Annotated in this window: 15 protein-coding genes; 4 read left to right on the top strand and 11 right to left on the bottom strand. The window is 65.2% G+C overall.

Annotated features, from left to right (window positions below; all coding sequences use genetic code 11):
• The first annotated feature begins 35 nt into the window (after positions 1 to 35).
• From AC1RWL_RS21930 to AC1RWL_RS21920, 3 genes are read left to right on the top strand one after another with little or no spacing between them, the layout of a single operon-like run.
• Positions 36 to 1,196 (top strand): ABC transporter permease, encoded by a 1,161-nt coding sequence (locus AC1RWL_RS21930; RefSeq protein WP_493096155.1) that lies wholly within the window; start codon positions 36 to 38, stop codon positions 1,194 to 1,196.
• Positions 1,193 to 2,131, top strand: a complete 939-nt coding sequence (locus tag AC1RWL_RS21925) for an ABC transporter ATP-binding protein (RefSeq protein ID WP_493096156.1) — start codon at positions 1,193 to 1,195, stop codon at positions 2,129 to 2,131. Before AC1RWL_RS21930 ends, AC1RWL_RS21925 begins: the two co-directional genes overlap by 4 nt.
• Positions 2,128 to 2,871: an ABC transporter permease gene (locus AC1RWL_RS21920; RefSeq protein ID WP_493096157.1), complete on the top strand. Its 744-nt coding sequence runs from the start codon at positions 2,128 to 2,130 to the stop codon at positions 2,869 to 2,871. The genes AC1RWL_RS21925 and AC1RWL_RS21920 overlap by 4 nt, the downstream gene beginning before the upstream one ends.
• Here AC1RWL_RS21920 and AC1RWL_RS21915 read toward each other — a convergent pair.
• The 8 genes from AC1RWL_RS21915 to AC1RWL_RS21880 form a co-directional block, all read right to left on the bottom strand.
• Positions 2,868 to 3,185: a Dabb family protein gene (locus AC1RWL_RS21915; protein ID WP_256119864.1), complete on the bottom strand. Its 318-nt coding sequence runs from the start codon at positions 3,183 to 3,185 to the stop codon at positions 2,868 to 2,870. The genes AC1RWL_RS21920 and AC1RWL_RS21915 overlap by 4 nt on opposite strands.
• A gap of 8 nt (positions 3,186 to 3,193) precedes the next feature.
• The gene (locus AC1RWL_RS21910) at positions 3,194 to 4,849 is read right to left on the bottom strand and encodes a GMC family oxidoreductase (protein WP_493096158.1); all 1,656 of its coding nucleotides are present in this window, start codon (positions 4,847 to 4,849) and stop codon (positions 3,194 to 3,196) included.
• 36 nt (positions 4,850 to 4,885) lie between these two features.
• Positions 4,886 to 5,656, bottom strand: a complete 771-nt coding sequence (locus tag AC1RWL_RS21905) for a 3-ketoacyl-ACP reductase (protein ID WP_493096159.1) — start codon at positions 5,654 to 5,656, stop codon at positions 4,886 to 4,888.
• Positions 5,653 to 7,161, bottom strand: a complete 1,509-nt coding sequence (locus AC1RWL_RS21900) for a GMC oxidoreductase (RefSeq protein WP_493096160.1) — start codon at positions 7,159 to 7,161, stop codon at positions 5,653 to 5,655. The genes AC1RWL_RS21905 and AC1RWL_RS21900 overlap by 4 nt, the downstream gene beginning before the upstream one ends.
• 7 nt (positions 7,162 to 7,168) lie before the next feature.
• Positions 7,169 to 8,299 (bottom strand): ABC transporter ATP-binding protein, encoded by a 1,131-nt coding sequence (locus AC1RWL_RS21895; RefSeq protein ID WP_493096161.1) that lies wholly within the window; start codon positions 8,297 to 8,299, stop codon positions 7,169 to 7,171.
• A 5-nt stretch (positions 8,300 to 8,304) separates the two neighbouring features.
• Positions 8,305 to 9,186 (bottom strand): carbohydrate ABC transporter permease, encoded by an 882-nt coding sequence (locus tag AC1RWL_RS21890; protein ID WP_256119859.1) that lies wholly within the window; start codon positions 9,184 to 9,186, stop codon positions 8,305 to 8,307.
• Positions 9,183 to 10,064: a carbohydrate ABC transporter permease gene (locus AC1RWL_RS21885; protein WP_493096162.1), complete on the bottom strand. Its 882-nt coding sequence runs from the start codon at positions 10,062 to 10,064 to the stop codon at positions 9,183 to 9,185. Before AC1RWL_RS21885 ends, AC1RWL_RS21890 begins: the two co-directional genes overlap by 4 nt.
• A gap of 153 nt (positions 10,065 to 10,217) precedes the next feature.
• A complete protein-coding gene (locus tag AC1RWL_RS21880; RefSeq protein WP_435266569.1) occupies positions 10,218 to 11,432 on the bottom strand; it encodes an ABC transporter substrate-binding protein in 1,215 nt (404 codons plus the stop codon).
• Positions 11,433 to 11,803: 371 nt separating this feature from the next.
• Between AC1RWL_RS21880 and AC1RWL_RS21875 the strand changes: the two genes are divergently transcribed.
• A complete protein-coding gene (locus AC1RWL_RS21875; protein ID WP_493096163.1) occupies positions 11,804 to 12,856 on the top strand; it encodes a LacI family transcriptional regulator in 1,053 nt (350 codons plus the stop codon).
• Between the two features lie 47 nt (positions 12,857 to 12,903).
• Here AC1RWL_RS21875 and AC1RWL_RS21870 read toward each other — a convergent pair whose 3' ends face one another.
• From AC1RWL_RS21870 to AC1RWL_RS21860, 3 genes are read right to left on the bottom strand one after another with little or no spacing between them, the layout of a single operon-like run.
• Positions 12,904 to 14,409: an aldehyde dehydrogenase family protein gene (locus tag AC1RWL_RS21870; RefSeq protein ID WP_493096164.1), complete on the bottom strand. Its 1,506-nt coding sequence runs from the start codon at positions 14,407 to 14,409 to the stop codon at positions 12,904 to 12,906.
• The gene (locus AC1RWL_RS21865; RefSeq protein WP_493096165.1) at positions 14,409 to 15,188 is read right to left on the bottom strand and encodes an enoyl-CoA hydratase/isomerase family protein; all 780 of its coding nucleotides are present in this window, start codon (positions 15,186 to 15,188) and stop codon (positions 14,409 to 14,411) included. The genes AC1RWL_RS21870 and AC1RWL_RS21865 overlap by 1 nt, the downstream gene beginning before the upstream one ends.
• Entirely contained in the window at positions 15,181 to 16,794 is a 1,614-nt protein-coding gene (locus AC1RWL_RS21860) for an acyl CoA:acetate/3-ketoacid CoA transferase (protein ID WP_493096166.1), read from the bottom strand. The genes AC1RWL_RS21865 and AC1RWL_RS21860 overlap by 8 nt, the downstream gene beginning before the upstream one ends.
• Positions 16,795 to 16,797: the final 3 nt, after the last annotated feature.

Here is a 16,797-nt window from a genome sequence, read left to right as displayed (position 1 = left end):
GCCGGGCGGAGGACGTCTCTCCCCGAAAGGTGCGCATGCGGTTCAGGATCGACAAGCTCGGCGTGGTGATCGCCGCATTGCTGGCCTATGGCGCGTTTCTGGCGCCGTTCGCCAATTTTCGGGCTAACCGCATCGTGCCCGGCGAGGCGCGGTCGATCATCGAGGCGCTTCCCGCGGGGCTTGGCGCCGCGTTCCTCGCCTTTGCCATCGTCGCCATCGTTCTCATCGTGGCGAAGACGCCGACCTTCTTTCGACTGGTGCTCGGCCTTGTCGCGCTGCTTGCGCTCGCCATCCTCATCGGTCTTGCCGCCGGCCACCTGACGCCGCCGGAAAATACCTATGCCCGCGTTTCGCCGGCCTCCGGTTTCTGGCTCACGAGCTTTGCCTTCGCCTTGGTGACCACCGATGCGCTGGCGCGGCTGAAGCTCTCGCCGCTTGCCCGGGTCGCGCTGCTCGCCGCCGTCGCTGCGGCTGCCGCGGCGCTGCTGATGTCCGGCGTCTGGGATGGCCTGTCGATCCTCAAGGAATATGGCAGCCGCGCCGAAACCTTCTGGCTGGAGGCGAGCCGGCATGTCGTTCTGGCGCTCGGCTCGCTGGCGGCGGCGGTGCTCGTCGGCCTGCCGCTCGGCATCCTCTGCCACCGCGTCGAGGCGCTGCGGGCCGGCGTGCTCAACGTGCTGAACATCATCCAGACGATCCCGTCGATCGCGCTGTTCGGCCTGCTGATCGCGCCGCTCGGCTGGATCGCGCTCAATGTTCCCGGGGCCGCGGCAATCGGCATTCGCGGCATCGGCGCAGCGCCCGCCTTCGTCGCGCTCTTTCTCTATTCGCTGCTGCCGGTCGTCGCCAATACGGTTGTCGGCCTTGCCGGCGTGCCGCGCGATGCGAACGACGCGGCCCGCGGCATCGGCATGACGGATCGCCAGCGGCTCTTCGGCGTCGAACTGCCGCTCGCCTTCCCGGTCATCCTCACCGGCATCCGCATCGTGCTCGTGCAGAATATCGGGCTTGCGACGATTGCGGCGCTGATCGGCGGCGGCGGTTTCGGCGTCTTCGTCTTCCAGGGCATTGGCCAGACGGCCATGGACCTCGTGCTGCTCGGCGCGGTGCCGACCGTCGCGCTCGCCTTCGCCGCCGCCATCGTTCTCGATGCCGCAACCGAACTTTCCAGCAACAAACCCGGCAGGGCCGCATGATCGAGATCGACACCATTACCAAGCGCTACGGCGAGACGACCGTCGTCGACACGGTCTCGATGACGATCGCGCCGCGCACGATCACCGTCATCGTCGGCACGTCCGGCTCCGGCAAGACGACGCTGATGCGCATGATCAACCGCCTCGTCGAACCGACATCTGGAAAAATCCTGATCGACGGCGAGCCGAACAGCGCGATCCCCGGCTACGAGCTGCGCCGCCGCATCGGCTATGCCATCCAGGGCCACGGCCTCTTTCCGCACCGCACCGTCGCGGAAAACATCGCCACGGTGCCGACGCTGCTCGGCTGGGACAAATCCCGCATCGATGCCAAGGTGAAGGAACTGCTGACGCTCTTCCAGCTCGACCCCGCCGCCTTCGGTCCGCGTTATCCGCACGAGCTTTCCGGCGGCCAGCAGCAGCGCGTCGGGGTGGCCCGCGCGCTTGCGGCCGAGCCGAACATCCTGCTGATGGACGAACCCTTCGGCGCGCTGGACCCGGTTATCCGGGCCAAGGCGCAGGAAGACCTGCTGGCGATCCAGAAACATTTCGGCACGACCATCGTGCTCGTCACGCATGACATGGAAGAGGCCTTCCACCTCGCCGACAAGATCGCCGTCATGGACAAGGGCAAGATCGTGCAATATGCCGCGCCCCAGGACATGCTGGTGAACCCGGCGACCGATTTCGTCGAGACGCTGATCGGCGCCGGCGAGCGGCCGTTCCGGCTGCTGTCGATCGGCACCGTCGCCGATGCCGCGGAGGCCGGCGAGGCGGAGGGGGAACCGATTGCCGCAGCGCTCAGCCAGCGCGATGCGCTTTCCGCGCTGCTCTGGTCCGGCCGTGAGGCCCTGCCGGTCGTGGGCGCCGATGGCGCGCCGCTCGGCCGCGTGACGCTTGCCTCCCTGACGCGCCGTGCCGCGAGGCCGCAATGAAGCGGCTCCTGCCCAATCTCCTGCGACTGGCGGTGCTGGTGATCCTGATCGCCTTCCTCGTGCAGCCCATGCTGTTCGAGCCGTTGCTGAAGCCGCTCGTGCAGGCCAATGCCCCGGCGGTCTATAACCAGGGCAGCCTGTTGTCGCTGACGCTTTCGCATCTCGCGACGGTCTTCACCGCGACGCTCGCCGCGACCATCGTCGCCGTCGGGCTTGCCATTCTCGTCACACGGCCGATCGGCGCGGAATTCCTGCCGCTGTCGCGAAGCCTCGTGAATATAGGCCAGACCTTTCCGCCCGTCGCGGTGCTGGCGCTCGCCGTTCCCGCCGTCGGCTTCGGCGAGAAGCCGACGCTGATCGCGCTCTTCCTCTACGGCCTGCTGCCGATCTTCGAGAATGCCATGACGGGTCTTTCCACCCTGCCGCCGGCCATCGTCGAGGCCGCGCGCGGCACGGGCATGACGGCATGGGAGCGGCTGACCAAGGTGGAACTGCCGCTGGCATTGCCCGTCATTCTCGCGGGCATCCGTCTCTCGGTGACGATCAGCCTCGCCACCGCCACCATCGGCTCGACGGTGGCGGCCAAGACGCTCGGCGAGGTCATTCTCGCCGGCCTGCAATCCAACAACCTCGCCTTCGTGCTGCAGGGCGGCTTGGTGGTCGCGGTGCTGGCGGTGTTGATCTACGACGCCTTTTCCGCCGTCGAGCGGGTGTTGTCGCGTCGGGCTGGACGGGTTTAGTCGTCGGTTTCGAGGTCGTAGACGAGGATGCCCGCGATGCCGCCTTCGGCAGCGGCGACAAGCCGGCCGCCGGTCTGCTTGTGCTCCGGGTCCTCCAGATAGGCGTCACGCGCGAAACTATCGGCGAAGTCGACGATGAAGCCGTCGGCAAAGCCCTTGTCCATGCCCTCTTCCGGGCTGACATTCGTGCCGATATGCACGGCAAGCATGCCCGGCAGGCGCTCCTTCAAGGCGTCGATCTCGTTGAAGAGCTCGGCCTTGTAGTGGGCGGAAATGGTCGGCTTGAAGTGGATGAAGACGCAGTGGCGGATCATGGTATCCCCTATCTTATGTCGGCGCGGGCACGGGGCCGCGCATCGTTGCGTTCATGCAGGAAGACCTGGGCCGGCAGCGCCGGCAGGCCGCGGATGATGTCGGCGCCCTTTTCGCCCACCATGATGGTCGGCGCATTGGTGTTGGACGAAGGAACGCGCGGCATGACAGAACTGTCGCAGACGCGCAGGCCTTCAAGCCCGTGCACCTTCAGATCGAGGCCGACCACGGCGTCCGCCCCCGTGCCCATCTTGCAGGTGCCGACCGGGTGGTGGTCGGTCTTGGCATTGGCGCAGCCATAGGCAAACAGGTCTTCGTCGGTCATCGCCTTCGGTCCCGGCAGGCGCTCGGCCAGCACATAGGGTTTCAGCGCGGCCTGCTGCATGATCTCGCGGGCGAGCTTCAGGCCTTCGATCGACATTTTCCGGTCATGCGGGTCTTCCCAGTAGTTCGGGTCGATCAGCGGCGCGGCGGCGGGATCGGCGGAGGACAGCCGGACCGTGCCGCGTGAGCGCGGATGTAGGTAGGCGGAGTTCAGCGTCACGCCGGCATTCTTCAGCTTTTCGACGCCCGCCTCGATGCCGGAGCCGAGGCCGAGGTGGAACTGGATGTCCGGCGAGCGCGCATCCGGATCGGCATACCAGAAGCCGCCGGTCTCGAAGAGCGAGGAGGCGACGGGGCCGGAGCGGAAGAGCACATATTGCAGGCCGGCCCAGAGCGTGCGGTGCAGCTTGGCGACGCCGTCATAGGTGTGGTCGCCGGTGCATTCGGAAATCACGAACAGGTCGAGATGATCCTGCAGGTTGGAGCCGACGCCGGGCAGGTCGTGTTTGACCGCAACGCCGACGGATTTCAGGTGGTCGGCCGGGCCGATGCCGGATTGCTGGAGCAGTTTCGGCGAGCCGATGGCGCCGGAGGAGACGAGCACCTCGCGTTCCGCCCGGATCGTCTCCATGCCCTTCGCCGTCACCACCTCGACGCCGACGGCGCGCGTGCCTTCCAGCACGATGCGGGCGACGCGGGCGCCGGTGCGGATCGTCAGGTTCTTGCGATCCTTGATCGGCGAGAGATAGGCGAGCGAGGCGGAAGAGCGGCGGCGGTTGCGCTGGGTGAGCTGGTAGAAGCCGACGCCTGCCTGCTGGCGGCCGTTGAAATCGTGGTTGTAGGGAATGCCGAGCTCCTGGCCGGCGCGCAGATAGGCGTCGCAGATCGGCAGCGCCGAGACCGGCATGGAGACGCCGAGCGGCCCGCCATATGAATGGTAGTCGTCGGCAAAACGCTGGTTGTCCTCGGCACGCTTGAAATAGGGCAGGATTTCCCGATAGCTCCAGCCCTCGCAGCCGTCTTCGCTGGCCCAGAGGTCATAGTCGGCCGCATTGCCGCGGGCATAAAGCTGCGCGTTGATCGAGGAGCCGCCGCCGAGAACCTTCGCCTGCGTATAGCGCAGCACGCGCCCCTTCATGTGCTTCTGCGGCACGGTCTCCCAGCCCCAGCTCGCGACACCCTTGGTCATCTTGGCGAAACCGGCGGGCATGTGGAACAGCGGGTTCCAGTCCCCGCCGCCGGCTTCCAGCAGCAGCACGCGCACGCTGGGGTCTTCCGAGAGGCGGTTTGCCAGCACGCAGCCGGCAGGCCCGGCGCCGGTGATGATGTAGTCGTAGGTCATGTCTTCGTCCTCAGAATTTTTCGCGGGCGCGGCGGCTTACAGCCGGCCGATCGAAAGCCCGCCGTCGAGATTGATCACCGAGCCGGTGGCGAAGGCGAACTGGCCTGTCGCGAGCGCGGCGGCGGCGGAGCCGATGTCGTCCGGTTCGCCCCAGCGCTTCATCGGCACGAGGCCGCCTTCGATCAGCGTGTCGTATTTTCCCGAAACGCCGGCCGTCATGTCGGAGCGGATGATGCCGGGGCGGATTTCGAAGACGGAAATGCCGGTGTCCGCGAGCCGCAGCGCCAGCCCCTGGCTGAAGGCGGCGAGCCCAGCCTTGGTCATGCAGTAGTCGAGCCGTTCCGGCGAGGCGAGCGAGGCGGAGACGGAGGTGATGTTGATGACCGAGCGCGGGCCGGCGGCCTGTTTCGAATGCAGCATCGCCTTCAGCACGGCCTGAGTGAAGAAGACCGTGCCGCGAAGGTTGGTGGCGACGATCGTGTCGAAGTTTTCCGGTGCAAGATCGAGGAAATCGCCGCGCACGACGGAAGCGACGCCGGCATTGTTGACGAGGCAGCCGATGGCGCCGAGTTGGTCTTCTATCGCCGCGACGGTTGCGGCATGGCCGGAGAGGTCTGCGAGGTCGGCCTTGAGGTAGATCGCGCGGCCTTCGAATTCAGCGAGCATGGCGTCGGTCGCGGCATCGCTGTCGCCGATACCGGTTATCGCGATGTCGAAGCCCTGCGCCGCGAGCGCTTTTGCGATGCCGAGGCCGATGCCGCGGCGGCCGCCGGTGACGATGGCGACGGGGCGTGCTGGTGTCGTCATGCGGCGAGATCCCTCGATTTGATGCGGTCCGCGACGCGCAGCGCCTGGGCGGCGACCGACAGCGCCGGGTTCACCGCGGCCGAGGTCGGCAGGTAGGAGGCGTCGACCACGAAGAGGTTCGGATGGTCATAGGCGCGGCTCCAGATATCGAGCGGCGCCGTCGCCGGATCGTTGCCGATGCGCACCGTGCCGCACTGGTGCGACGGCGTGCGCTTGTCGAAGGCGCGGGCGAGCACGATGGGAAAGGCGGCTTTCTTCAGCGCGGCCTTCAGCTTGGTCACGAGGTCGAGATGGGCCTGCCAGTTGGTGCGCGTCCATTTCATGACGATGCGGTCGCGGTCCACCGTGATGCGGCTTTCCGGATGCGGCAGGTCTTCACTCATCGCGTAGAAATCGATGGCGCGGGAGGCGACCTGTTCCAGCAGCCATTCCGGCACGGAGGGCATGTTGGCCTTCAGGATCTTTCCCGAGACGCGGCCGAGGAGCTGCACATTGCCGAGCGGCGCGCCGCCATTGCCGTCCGAGAGGTAGTAGTCGTTGAAGCCAAAGCTCTTCTGGTAGACGGAGGTGTTGCGGTAGAACGGCGAGACGCCGATCACGGCGCTCGAATTGTGGTTCATGAAGTTGCGGCCGACCTGATCGGAGCTGTTGGCAAGCCCCTTCGGAAAGGCTTCCGAGGCCGAGCGCAGCAAAAGCACGGCCGATTGCACGGCGCCGGCCGAGAGGATCACCAGTTTTGGCGAGATGCTGTGCGCCTCGCCGTCGCGCATGTAGTGCACGGTCGAGATGGTGCGGCCATGCGGGGCGGTGGCGAGCCGGGTCACCCGGCAATTGGTGCGCAGCTCGACATTCGGGTGCCTGAGGGCTTCGGCGAGCGCCGTGCTTTCGGCATCCATCTTGCCGTCGTTGGCGTTCGGATGCGCATCCCACGGCGTCTTCGCCTTGGCGAGCCAGCGGTCGATATCGACGCCGAGCGGCAGCGAATAGGGATGCAGGCCGTTCGCCTTCATCTTCGCGCGCACCTTCGCGATGGGCGGTTCGTCCGGCACGGGCGGGAAGGGGTAGGGCGCGGAATGGTGCGGTTCGCTCGGGTCCTCGCCGAGCGTGCCGCGCACATTGTAGAGCTTTTCGGCGGCGGAGTACCACGGTTCCAGCTCTTCATAGGGGAAGGGCCAGGCGGGGGAGACGCCGTCGCGGTGGCGCATCTCCTCGAAATCTTCCTTGCGGTAGCGCACGAGCACCGCCCCGTAGAATTTCGAGTTGCCGCCGACATTGTAGTAGTTGCCGGGATTGAAGGCGGTGCCGTCGGCCTCGTACCACATCTCCTTCGGGCGGAAATGGCCGCGCTGGAAGATGGCGCGCTGGTCGCGGTTTTCTGGACGGTCGGGCAGGTGGTCGCCCGCTTCCAGGATGACGATCTTTGCGCCCGTCGGGGCAAGCGCGGCGGCCATGGTGGAGCCGCCGATGCCCGATCCGATGATGACGATGTCCGGCTGCGTTGTCATGGTCTGCTCAGGCGATGCGAAGCTGGCTGGCGGGGTCGAAGAACACGGCCTTGTCGAGGTTGAAGGCGAGGCGCGCGGTCTGGCCGGCGGAGATGCGCACGTCGGCGCGAAGCCGTGCGACTATCTCCTTGCCGCCGAGATGGGTGACGGCGAAGGTGTCGGCGCCGGCGGGCTCCACCACCTCGATCAGGCAATCGCCCTCGGCAACAGTGCGGGCATTGCGGTCCGCGCCGTCCGGGTCCGTCAGGGCTTCCGGGCGGATGCCGAAGATAACATCCTTGCCCTTGTAGGCGGCAAGTCCGCCGGGGGCGTTCGGCACGGACAGCACCAGCGGCTCCGCCTGGTGGCGGGCGAGTGAGACCGCCATGCCGGCGCCGTTCTGCTCGATCTTCGCCGAAAGCAGGTTCATCGCGGGCGAACCCATGAAGTCGGCGACGAAGATGTTGGCGGGGTTGTTGTAGATTTCCGCCGGCGAGCCGAACTGTTGCAGCACGCCGTCCTTCAAGACCGCGATCTTGGTGGCGAGCGTCATTGCCTCGATCTGGTCATGCGTCACGTAGACGATGGTGGTCTTCATGCGCTGGTGCAGGCGCTTGATCTCGGTGCGCATGTCGACGCGCAGCTTCGCGTCGAGGTTGGACAGCGGCTCGTCGAACAGGAACAGCTTTGGATCGCGCACCAGCGCCCGGCCCATGGCGACGCGCTGGCGCTGGCCGCCGGAGAGCTGGCCGGGCTTGCGCTCCAAGAGGTGGCCGATCTGGAGCATGTCGGCGACCTGCTTGATCGCCTTGTCGCGCTCGTCCTTCGGCACGCCGCGAATTTCCATGCCGAAGGCGATGTTTCCGCCGACCGTCATGTTGGGGTAGAGCGCGTAGGACTGGAACACCATGGCGATGTCGCGCTTGGACGGGTGCAGGCCCGCGACCGAGCGGCCGTCGATGGCGATGTCGCCCGAGGTGATCGGCTCCAGGCCGGCGATGGTGTTGAGCAGCGTGGACTTGCCGCAGCCGGACGGGCCGACCAGCACGAGGAAGCCGCCCTGCTCGATCTCGAGGTTGATGTCCTTGAGGATTTCGAGCGAACCGTAGGATTTGCGCAGATTGCTGATCTTCAGGAATGACGTTTGTGTTGAAGACATGGGGCTTATCCTTTCACGGCGCCGGACATCAGGCCGCGCACGAAGTACCGTCCGGAGACGATGTAGACGATGAGGGTGGGCAGTGCGGCGAGGATCGCGCCTGCGAAGTGAACGTTGTATTCCTTCACGCCGGTCGAGGACGAGACGAGGTTGTTGAGCGCCACCGTCATCGGCGTGGTGTTGGCGCCGGAGAAGGAGGCGCCGAACAGGAAGTCGTTCCAGATATTGGTGAACTGCCAGATGACGGAGACGACGATGATCGGCCCCGAGGACGGCAGCAGGATGCGGTAGAAGATCTGGAAGAAGCTCGCTCCGTCGATCTGGGCCGCGCGCACCAGCTCGGTCGGGAAGTTTTCGTAATAGTTGCGGAAGTAGAGCGTGGTGAAGCCGAGGCCGTAGACGATGTGCACCAGGATGAGGCCCCAGAGCGAGCCGGCTAGTCCTAGCATGCCGAGGATGCGCGCCATAGGGATCAGCACGATCTGGAACGGGATGAAGCAGGAGAGCAGCAACAGACCGAAGAAGATGTTCGAGCCCTTGAACTGCCACTTGGTGAGCACGTAACCGTTCAGCGCGCCGATGATGGTGGAGATCGCCACGGCCGGAACGACCATCAGGATCGAGTTGATGAAGAAGGGGCGAAGGCCCGTCGGCTGTACGCCGATCTGCGCGGTCGACCAGGCTTGCAGCCAGGGCTCGATCGTCCAGACCTGCGGCAGGTTCAGCATGCCGCCCTGGCGGATCTCGTCGAGCGGCTTCAGCGAATTCACCAGCATCACGTAGAGCGGCAGCATGTAGTAGACGGCGAACAGGATGAGCGCGGTGTAGATGAGGGCGCGCGTCAGCTTGTTGTGCGAGATGACGTTGTCGGGATTTTGAGCGCTCATCGGCCTTTGCCTCCGCGGATTTCGGAATAGAGGTAGGGGATGATGATCGAGAAGATCATGACCAGCATGATGATGGCCGACGAGGCGCCGATGCCCATCTGGTTGCGGGTGAAGGTGTAGGAATACATGAAGGTCGCCGGCAGTTCGGTCGCCTGGCCGGGGCCGCCGCCGGTCAGCGCCACCACAAGGTCATAGGCCTTGATGGCGAGGTGGGCGAGCACGACGAAGGCCGACAGAAAGACCGGGCGCATCAGCGGAATGATGATGCGGCGATAGATGGTGGTGGTCGAGGCGCCGTCGATCTGGGCGGCCTTGATGATCTCGTTGTCGACGCCGCGAAGGCCGGCGAGGAACATGGCCATGACGAAGCCGGAGGACTGCCAGACGGCGGCGATCACCACGCAGTAGATGGCGTAGTTGCGGTCCTTGATCCAGTTGAAGGCGAAGCTTTCCCAGCCCCAGAGGTGCATGGTGTTCTCAAGCCCGATGCCGGGATCGAGGAACCACTTCCAGGCGGTGCCCGTGACGATGAAGGAGAGCGCCATCGGGTAAAGATAGATCGGTCGCAGGATGCCTTCCGCGCGGATCTTCTGGTCGAGCAGGATGGCGAGCCCCAGGCCCAGCACCGAGCAGATGACGATGTAGAGCGAGGCGAAGATCGCGAGGTTCGAGATCGCCCGCCACCAGTGCGGCAGCGCCCAGAGCTTGGAATAGTTGCTCAGCCCCACGAAATTGTAGGAGGGCAGCATCTTGCTGTCCGTCAGCGACAGGAAGCCCGTATAGGCGATGAAGCCGTAGACGAAGACGAGCACGATGAGGAAACTGGGTGCCAGCACGAGCTTCGGCAAAAGCTCCTGCAGCCGGCTGCGGCTATCCATGGTCGATACCACCGTTGAAATCGGGTTGCAGGGCGGCGCGTGGCCCCCTCATCCGGCTGCCGCCACCTTCTCCCCGCCGGGGAGAAGGGCTTTGCCGCGACGTTCAAATCCCCTCTCCCCAGCGGGGAGAGGGTATGGTGAGGGGCTAGCCCCTTACTTCGCGGCCTCGACGGCGGCCTTGAGTTCCGTCACGGCTTCCTCGGAGGAAAGCTCGCCGTTGAACTGGCGGGTTACGACGTCATAGATGGCGTTCTTAACGGAGGCCGGGTTGGCGTGGCCGTGTGCCATGGAGCCGAACAGCGAGCCGTTGGTGTTGGCTTCCGCGAGGTCCTTGATGGCCTTCTTGCCGCAATCGTCGAAGGCTTCGTCGGAGACGTCGGTGCGCGCCGGGGCAGAGCCCTTGACCACGTTGAACGCCGACTGGAAGGCCGGGCTCTCGATGGCGGATGCCATCACGAGCTGCGAGGGAACCTTGTCTTCGGCAACCTTGAACATCGCGAACTGGTCGGAGTTGAAGGTGACCGAACCCTGCGTGCCCGGGAAGCGCATGCAGACGAAGTCCGTGCCCGGCTTTTTGCCGGCCTTGATGAATTCGCCCTTCGCCCAGTCGCCCATGAACTGCACGCCGGCCTTGCCTTCGATGACCATGGCGGACGCGAGGTTCCAGTCACGGCCCGAGAAGTTGTCGTCCACGTAGGAGCGCAGCTTCGTCATGCGGTCGAAGGCTTCCTTCATCTGGGGGCTGCCCAGCGTTTCCGGATCGAGGTCGATGAAGGCCTTCTTGTAGAAGTCGTTGCCGAAGGAGAGCACGACCGCGTCGAAGATCGTCGCGTCCTGCCACGGCTGGCCACCATGCGCCACCGGCGTGATGCCCTGTTCCTTGAACTTGTCGAGAAGGGCGACGAGTTCATCCCAGTTCGTCGGCTCCTTGCCGCCGGCTGCATCGAGGGCTGCCTTGTTGACCCAGACCCAGTTCGTGGAGTGCACGTTGACGGGTGCTGCGATCCAGTGGCCGTCATATTTCGAGAACTGCTGGAGTGCGGTCGGAATGACCTTGTCCCAGCCTTCCTTGGCGGCCACGTCGTCGAGATTGCCGAGTGCGCCTTCCTTGGCCCAGTCGAGAATGTCGAAGCCGAGCATCTGCACGGCGGTCGGGGCGTTGCCGCCCGTGACGCGGGCGCGCAGAACCGTCATGGCTTCCGTGCCGCCACCGCCGGCAACCGGCATGTCGGTCCAGGAAATGCCCTTGGCTTCCAGATCCTTCTTCAGGACGTCGAGGGCGGCTGCCTCGCCGCCGGAGGTCCACCAGTGCAGAACCTCGACGCCTTCGGCTGCCTTGGTAGCGGACATGCCGCCCATGGTCATCATCACCGCGGCGATCGCAGTGGTTGTCAGAAACTTGCGCATCGTATTCCTCCCGTTTGCAAGTTCGAGGGCGAGAGCCTCCTCCCGCCGATTTCCCCGACGCCCTTGAAGGCATCGGAATTCCGTTTGCGGCTCAAAGTGCCGCGCCAATTTAAAACGTTGTAAATTTGCGGAGTCAAGTCGCTCCGGTAGCGGAGGCCATGTGCTTTCGCAAATGCAGTAAATTCAGGCAGTGCAGGCAATTGCCGCAAATCAGGGCGCTTTTTGCAGTGCACGGAAAACGTTTTAAATTCTGTGCAGCGCAAGATTGCTAGAGGCGGGGTGCGCCGGTATGGTGCCGCCGATCGACGTCCGCCATCCAAAGAAACGCACCCGTGTCCCGCATCGAAAAGCCCGCCGACAGTGAACCCGCCCGCAGCCCGCCCCGAGCCGGCAAGCCGACGCTGAAGACCATTGCCGAACTGACGGGCCTTGCGATCACCACGGTCTCCCGCGCGCTCGGCAATGCGCCGCAGATTTCGGAAAACACCCGCCGGCGCGTGCACGAGGTGGCCGCCGAGATCGGCTACCTGCCGGACCGCGCAGCCCAGCGCCTCAAGACCGGCCGCACCAATGTCATTTCCGTGCTGCTCGACCCGCACGAGGAAATTCTGGGCTTCGGCACGTCCATCATGCATGGCCTGGCGCGCGCGCTCCAGGCGACGCCCTACCATCTCATCGTCACGCCGAATTTTCTCGACGGCAGCAATGTCGATGCGGTCAACTACATCATCCGCAACGGCATGGCCGACGGCCTGATCTTTTCGCGCACCGAACCTTTTGACCCGCGCGTGCGGCTGCTGCTCGAAAACGGCTTTCCCTTCGTCACGCATGGCCGCACGGAATTCTCCACCCCGCATGCCTTCGTCGATTACGACAATTTCGCCTTCGCCTACGAGGCCGCCAAGCGGCTGATCGTCAAGGGCCGGCGCAAGGTGACGATCATCCTGCCGCCGAAACGCCTCACCTTCTACCAGCACATGCTGCACGGTTTCATGACCGCGGTGCGCGAGGCGGGCATCGCCTACGAAATCCCCGAGACGCTCGATCTCGATAGTCCCGCCGACATGATCCGCGACTATGTGCGCCGCCGCAGCGCCGAGCCCGATGCGCCGGATGGCTTCGCCTGTCCCGGCGAAGTCTCGGCGCTCGCCACCATCACCGGCATGAGCGACCAGGGTTTTACGCTGGGCACGGAATACGACATCGTTGCCAAGCAGACCTCGCTGCTGCTCAGCCAAATCCAGCCCAAGGTCGAGACGATCTACGAGGATTTGAAGGCGGCCGGCGAGGCGATGGGGCAGCTGCTCCTTCAGCGCATCGGCGGCGAGCCGGTCGAGGACCTGACGATCCTGCAGGACCCGCAATTCAGCTTCCCGACGCCCTGAGCGGGCGGCGGAGCCGGTCCCTGCCTTGGTTGCCGGGAAGGGTTTGCTCATCGCGGCATCCACCAGCCGGTGCGCGCACCCATATGCATGTTGAGCGTCTTGGTCTCGGTATAGTCCTCCACGGCATGGCGGCCGAGTTCGCGGCCGAGGCCGGACTGCCGATAGCCGCCGAAGGGCAGTTCCGAGGCGCCGTCCATGAAGGTGTTCATCCAGACCGTGCCGGCGCGCACCTTGCGGCCGATCGTCAGGCAGGTGTCGAAATCGCGGCTCCACACGCCGGCCGACAGGCCGTAGTCGATGGCGTTGGCGATGCGGATCGCTTCTTCCGTCGTCTCGAAGGTCAGCACCGAAAGCACCGGGCCAAAAACCTCTTCGCGGGCGACCGTCATGTCGGGCAGCACGCCGGAGAGGATCGTCGGCGCCATGAATTGGCCGAGCCCGAGATCGAGCGCACCGCCGCCAAGGGCGACCGAAGCGCCGGCCTTGGTGGCGCCGTCCACATAGGAGCCGATCTTTTCGAGATGCTGTGGCGTGATGATCGCGCCGACCTGGGTCGTCGGATCGAGCGGATCGCCGACTTTCACCTTTTTCGCCAGCTCCGCGACGCGCGCGGTCACGTCCGCGGCAATCGACTTGTGCAGGATCAGCCGCGAGCCGGCATTGCAGCATTCGCCGGCGTTGAAATAGGCGCCGAAGACGGCGGCGTCGATGAATTCGTCGAGATTGGCGTCGGGGAAGACGATCTGCGGGTTCTTGCCGCCGAGTTCCAGCGAGACTTTCTTCAGCGTCTGCGCGGCATTGGCCATGGTCAGGCGACCGACGCCGGTCGAACCGGTGAAGGAGACCATGTCGACATCTGGATGCGTCGTCATCGGTGCGCCGACTTCGGGGCCGGTGCCGGTGAGGATGTTGACGACGCCTGCCGGCACGCCGGCCTCGATCAGGATTTCGCCGAGCACCAGCGTCGAGCCGGAGGTGAGTTCCGAGGGTTTGACGACCGTCGTGCAACCGGCGGCGAGTGCGAAGGGCAGCTTCTGGCTGACGATCAGGAAGGGGAAGTTCCAGGGCGTGATGATCGAGACGACGCCGATCGCCTCGCGCAGCACGACGCCGAGCGTGCCCTGGCCGAGGGTGTTGTAGCTTTCGCCGTGCAGGTCACGGGCAAGAGCCGCCGCATAGCGCCAGATATCGGCGGCACCGCCGAGTTCGCCCTTCGCCTGGCTGATCGGCTTGCCGCTCTCGATGCAGTCGAGGAAGGCGAGTTCGTCGGCGCGTGCGGCGATGAGGTCGGCGGCCTTCAGCAGGATGTTGGAGCGCTCAGCGCCCGTCATGTTCGGCCACGGACCCTCGTCGAAGGCTTTGCGGGCTGCCGCGATGGCGCGCTCCGCATCGGCCTTGGTGCCGGCCGGATAGCGGCTCACCACGATGCCGTGGCCGGGTGCCACGCGCTCAAGTGCCGGGCCGGCACCTTCCGTCCAGACGCCGTCGATCAGCATGCGGAAATCGCGTGCCTGGAAATTGTCGAGCGCCTTGGGTTTCACATGCGCGGTCATTACCATTCTCCCTTGAAGTCTGCGGGGCGTTTTCCCGTGAAGGCGGCGACGCCTTCTTTGAGGTCCCCGGTCTTGGCGACGAGGATCGAGCCCAGGGCCTCCACCGCCGCACCATTGTCTTCGTTGTTCGCCACCGCGATCATCAGCTTCGACACTTCCGTCGCCGCCGGCCCGCGTGCCGCGATGCGCGCCGCATAGGCCTTCGCGGCCTCGACGGCCGTTCCGGTCTCCACGACCTGATCGACAATGCCGAGTGTTTCCGCTTCCGCCGCCGTCAGCACTTCGCCGCCGAGCAGCATGCGCCGCACGGCCTGCGCGCCAAAACGCTTGACGAGGCGCTGCGTGCCGGACCAGCCGGGCACCATGCCGAGGCCCGCTTCCGGCAGGCCTATCTTCACCTGCGTTTCGGCGATTCGGATATCGGCGGCAGCCGCCAGTTCCAGCCCGCCGCCGAGTGCGTGGCCATTGACGGCGGCGATCAGCGGCATGCGCAGCGTCGCCAGCCGTTCGAAGACCCGGTGGCCGAAGCGCACCCAGGCGTGGCCGAATTCATTGGCATCCATGCCGCCCCAGGCGCGGATGTCGCCGCCGGCGGAAAAGGCCTTGCCCTCGCCGGTAAGGATCGCGACGCGGATCGCGGCATTCGCCTCGACCTCGTCACAGGCGGCGGACAGTTCCTTCAGCATGTCGATATCAAAGGCGTTCAGCTTTTCCGGCCGCGCGACGGTGATCGTCGCGATGGCGCCTTCGATGGAGATGCGGATGCGCGGCTCAGCCATGGTGCGCTCCTGCCAGTTGGCGCGGGGCCTTCTGCGGCAGCGTCAGGCCGATCGGCGCATCGGTGAAGAGTGCGGCATCCATCACCTTCAGGTCAGGCGAAACGATCAGCGCAAATTCCGACTGGTCGAGGATATGTGCCTGGAGATCGACACCCGGCGCGATCTCGGTGAGCACGACACCCTTGGGCGTCAGTTTCAGCACGCAGCGCTCGGTGACATAGGTGATGTCCTGCCCCTGCGCGACGCCGCGCGGGCCGGAGAAGGTGACATGCTCGACCGCATTGACCAGCTTCTTCAGCTTGCCTTCCTTCTCGATCACCAGCTTGCCGCCCTCGACGGCGAGCTTGGCGCCGGCATTGAACATGCCGGAGAAGACGATCTTCTTCGCCCGCGCCGTGATGTCGACGAAGCCGCCGGCACCTGCCGTCACATGGGGGCGGAAGGAAAGTTTTGAGACGTTGACCGAGCCGTCCTTGCCGATTTCCAGGAAGGAGAGCAGCGAGGCATCGAAGCCCGCGCCCTGGAAATAGGTGAACTGGTAGGGCGAGGGCATGAAGGCATCGGCATTGGAGGCGCAGCCGAAGGCGAAGTCGAGCAGCGGCACGCCGCCGACCGCACCCTGTTCGATCACCCAGGTGACGGCGCCATGCAGGCCCTCTTCGAGCAGGATGCGCGGCACGTTGGCGGAAATGCCGAAGCCGAGATTGACGGCGCTGCCGCCCTCCAGCTCCTGCGCCACGCGGCGGGCGATGACCTTCTGGATATTGAATTCCGGCACGCGGAATGTGTCTAGCGGCCTGAAAATCTCGCCGGAAATGGCAGGGTCGTACAACGTCTGCGTCGTCTGCTTCTGGTCCGGATCGACCACGACATAATCGACCAGCACGCCCGGCACGCGCACATCATGCGGCTTCAGCGAGCCTTCCTTGACGATGCGCTTGACCTGCGCAATGACGATGCCGCCATTGTTGCGGGCGGCGAGCGCCTGATCGAGTCCGCCGAGATAGGCGCCCTCGTGTTCATAGGTCAGGTTGCCGCGTTCGTCTGCGGTGGTGGCGCGGATGATCGCCACCTGTGGCGCGATCGCCTTGAAATAGAGCCATTCCTCACCGGCGAAAGTGATCTTTTCCACCACGGGTTCGCGTGCGGCCGAGGCGTTCATCGCGCAGCCTTCGCGGCACGGGTCGACGAAGGTTTCGAGGCCGACCTTTGTGATGACGCCGGGGCGCTTGGCAGCGGCCTCGCGGTGCATGTCGAAGAGGATGCCGGAGGGGATGTTATAGGCCGCGACCTCGTCGCTGCCGATCATCTGCCAGATCAGCGGCGGTTCGGAGGAGGAGGGGCCGGACGGGTAGGAGCCGCCGATGATCTTCTTCAAAAGACCCTTTTTCGCGATGTAATCCACGCCCTTGATGCCGCTCATGTCGCCGGCGGCGATTGGGTGCAGCGTCGTCAGGTTCTTCGGGCTGCCGGTCTCGTCGAAATGTTCGCCGATCGCCTTCAGCATCAGGTCCGGGCAGCCGAGACCGGAGGAGGAGGAGACCGAAACGACGGCGCCGTCCGGGATCAGGTCCGCGGCCTGGCGCGGGGTGATATGCTTGCTCATAGG

This window comes from Shinella sp. GW821-FHT10F02, assembly GCF_058809275.1.
Note: the sequence above shows the minus strand (reverse complement) of the source record. Positions and strands in the feature narration are given on the sequence as shown.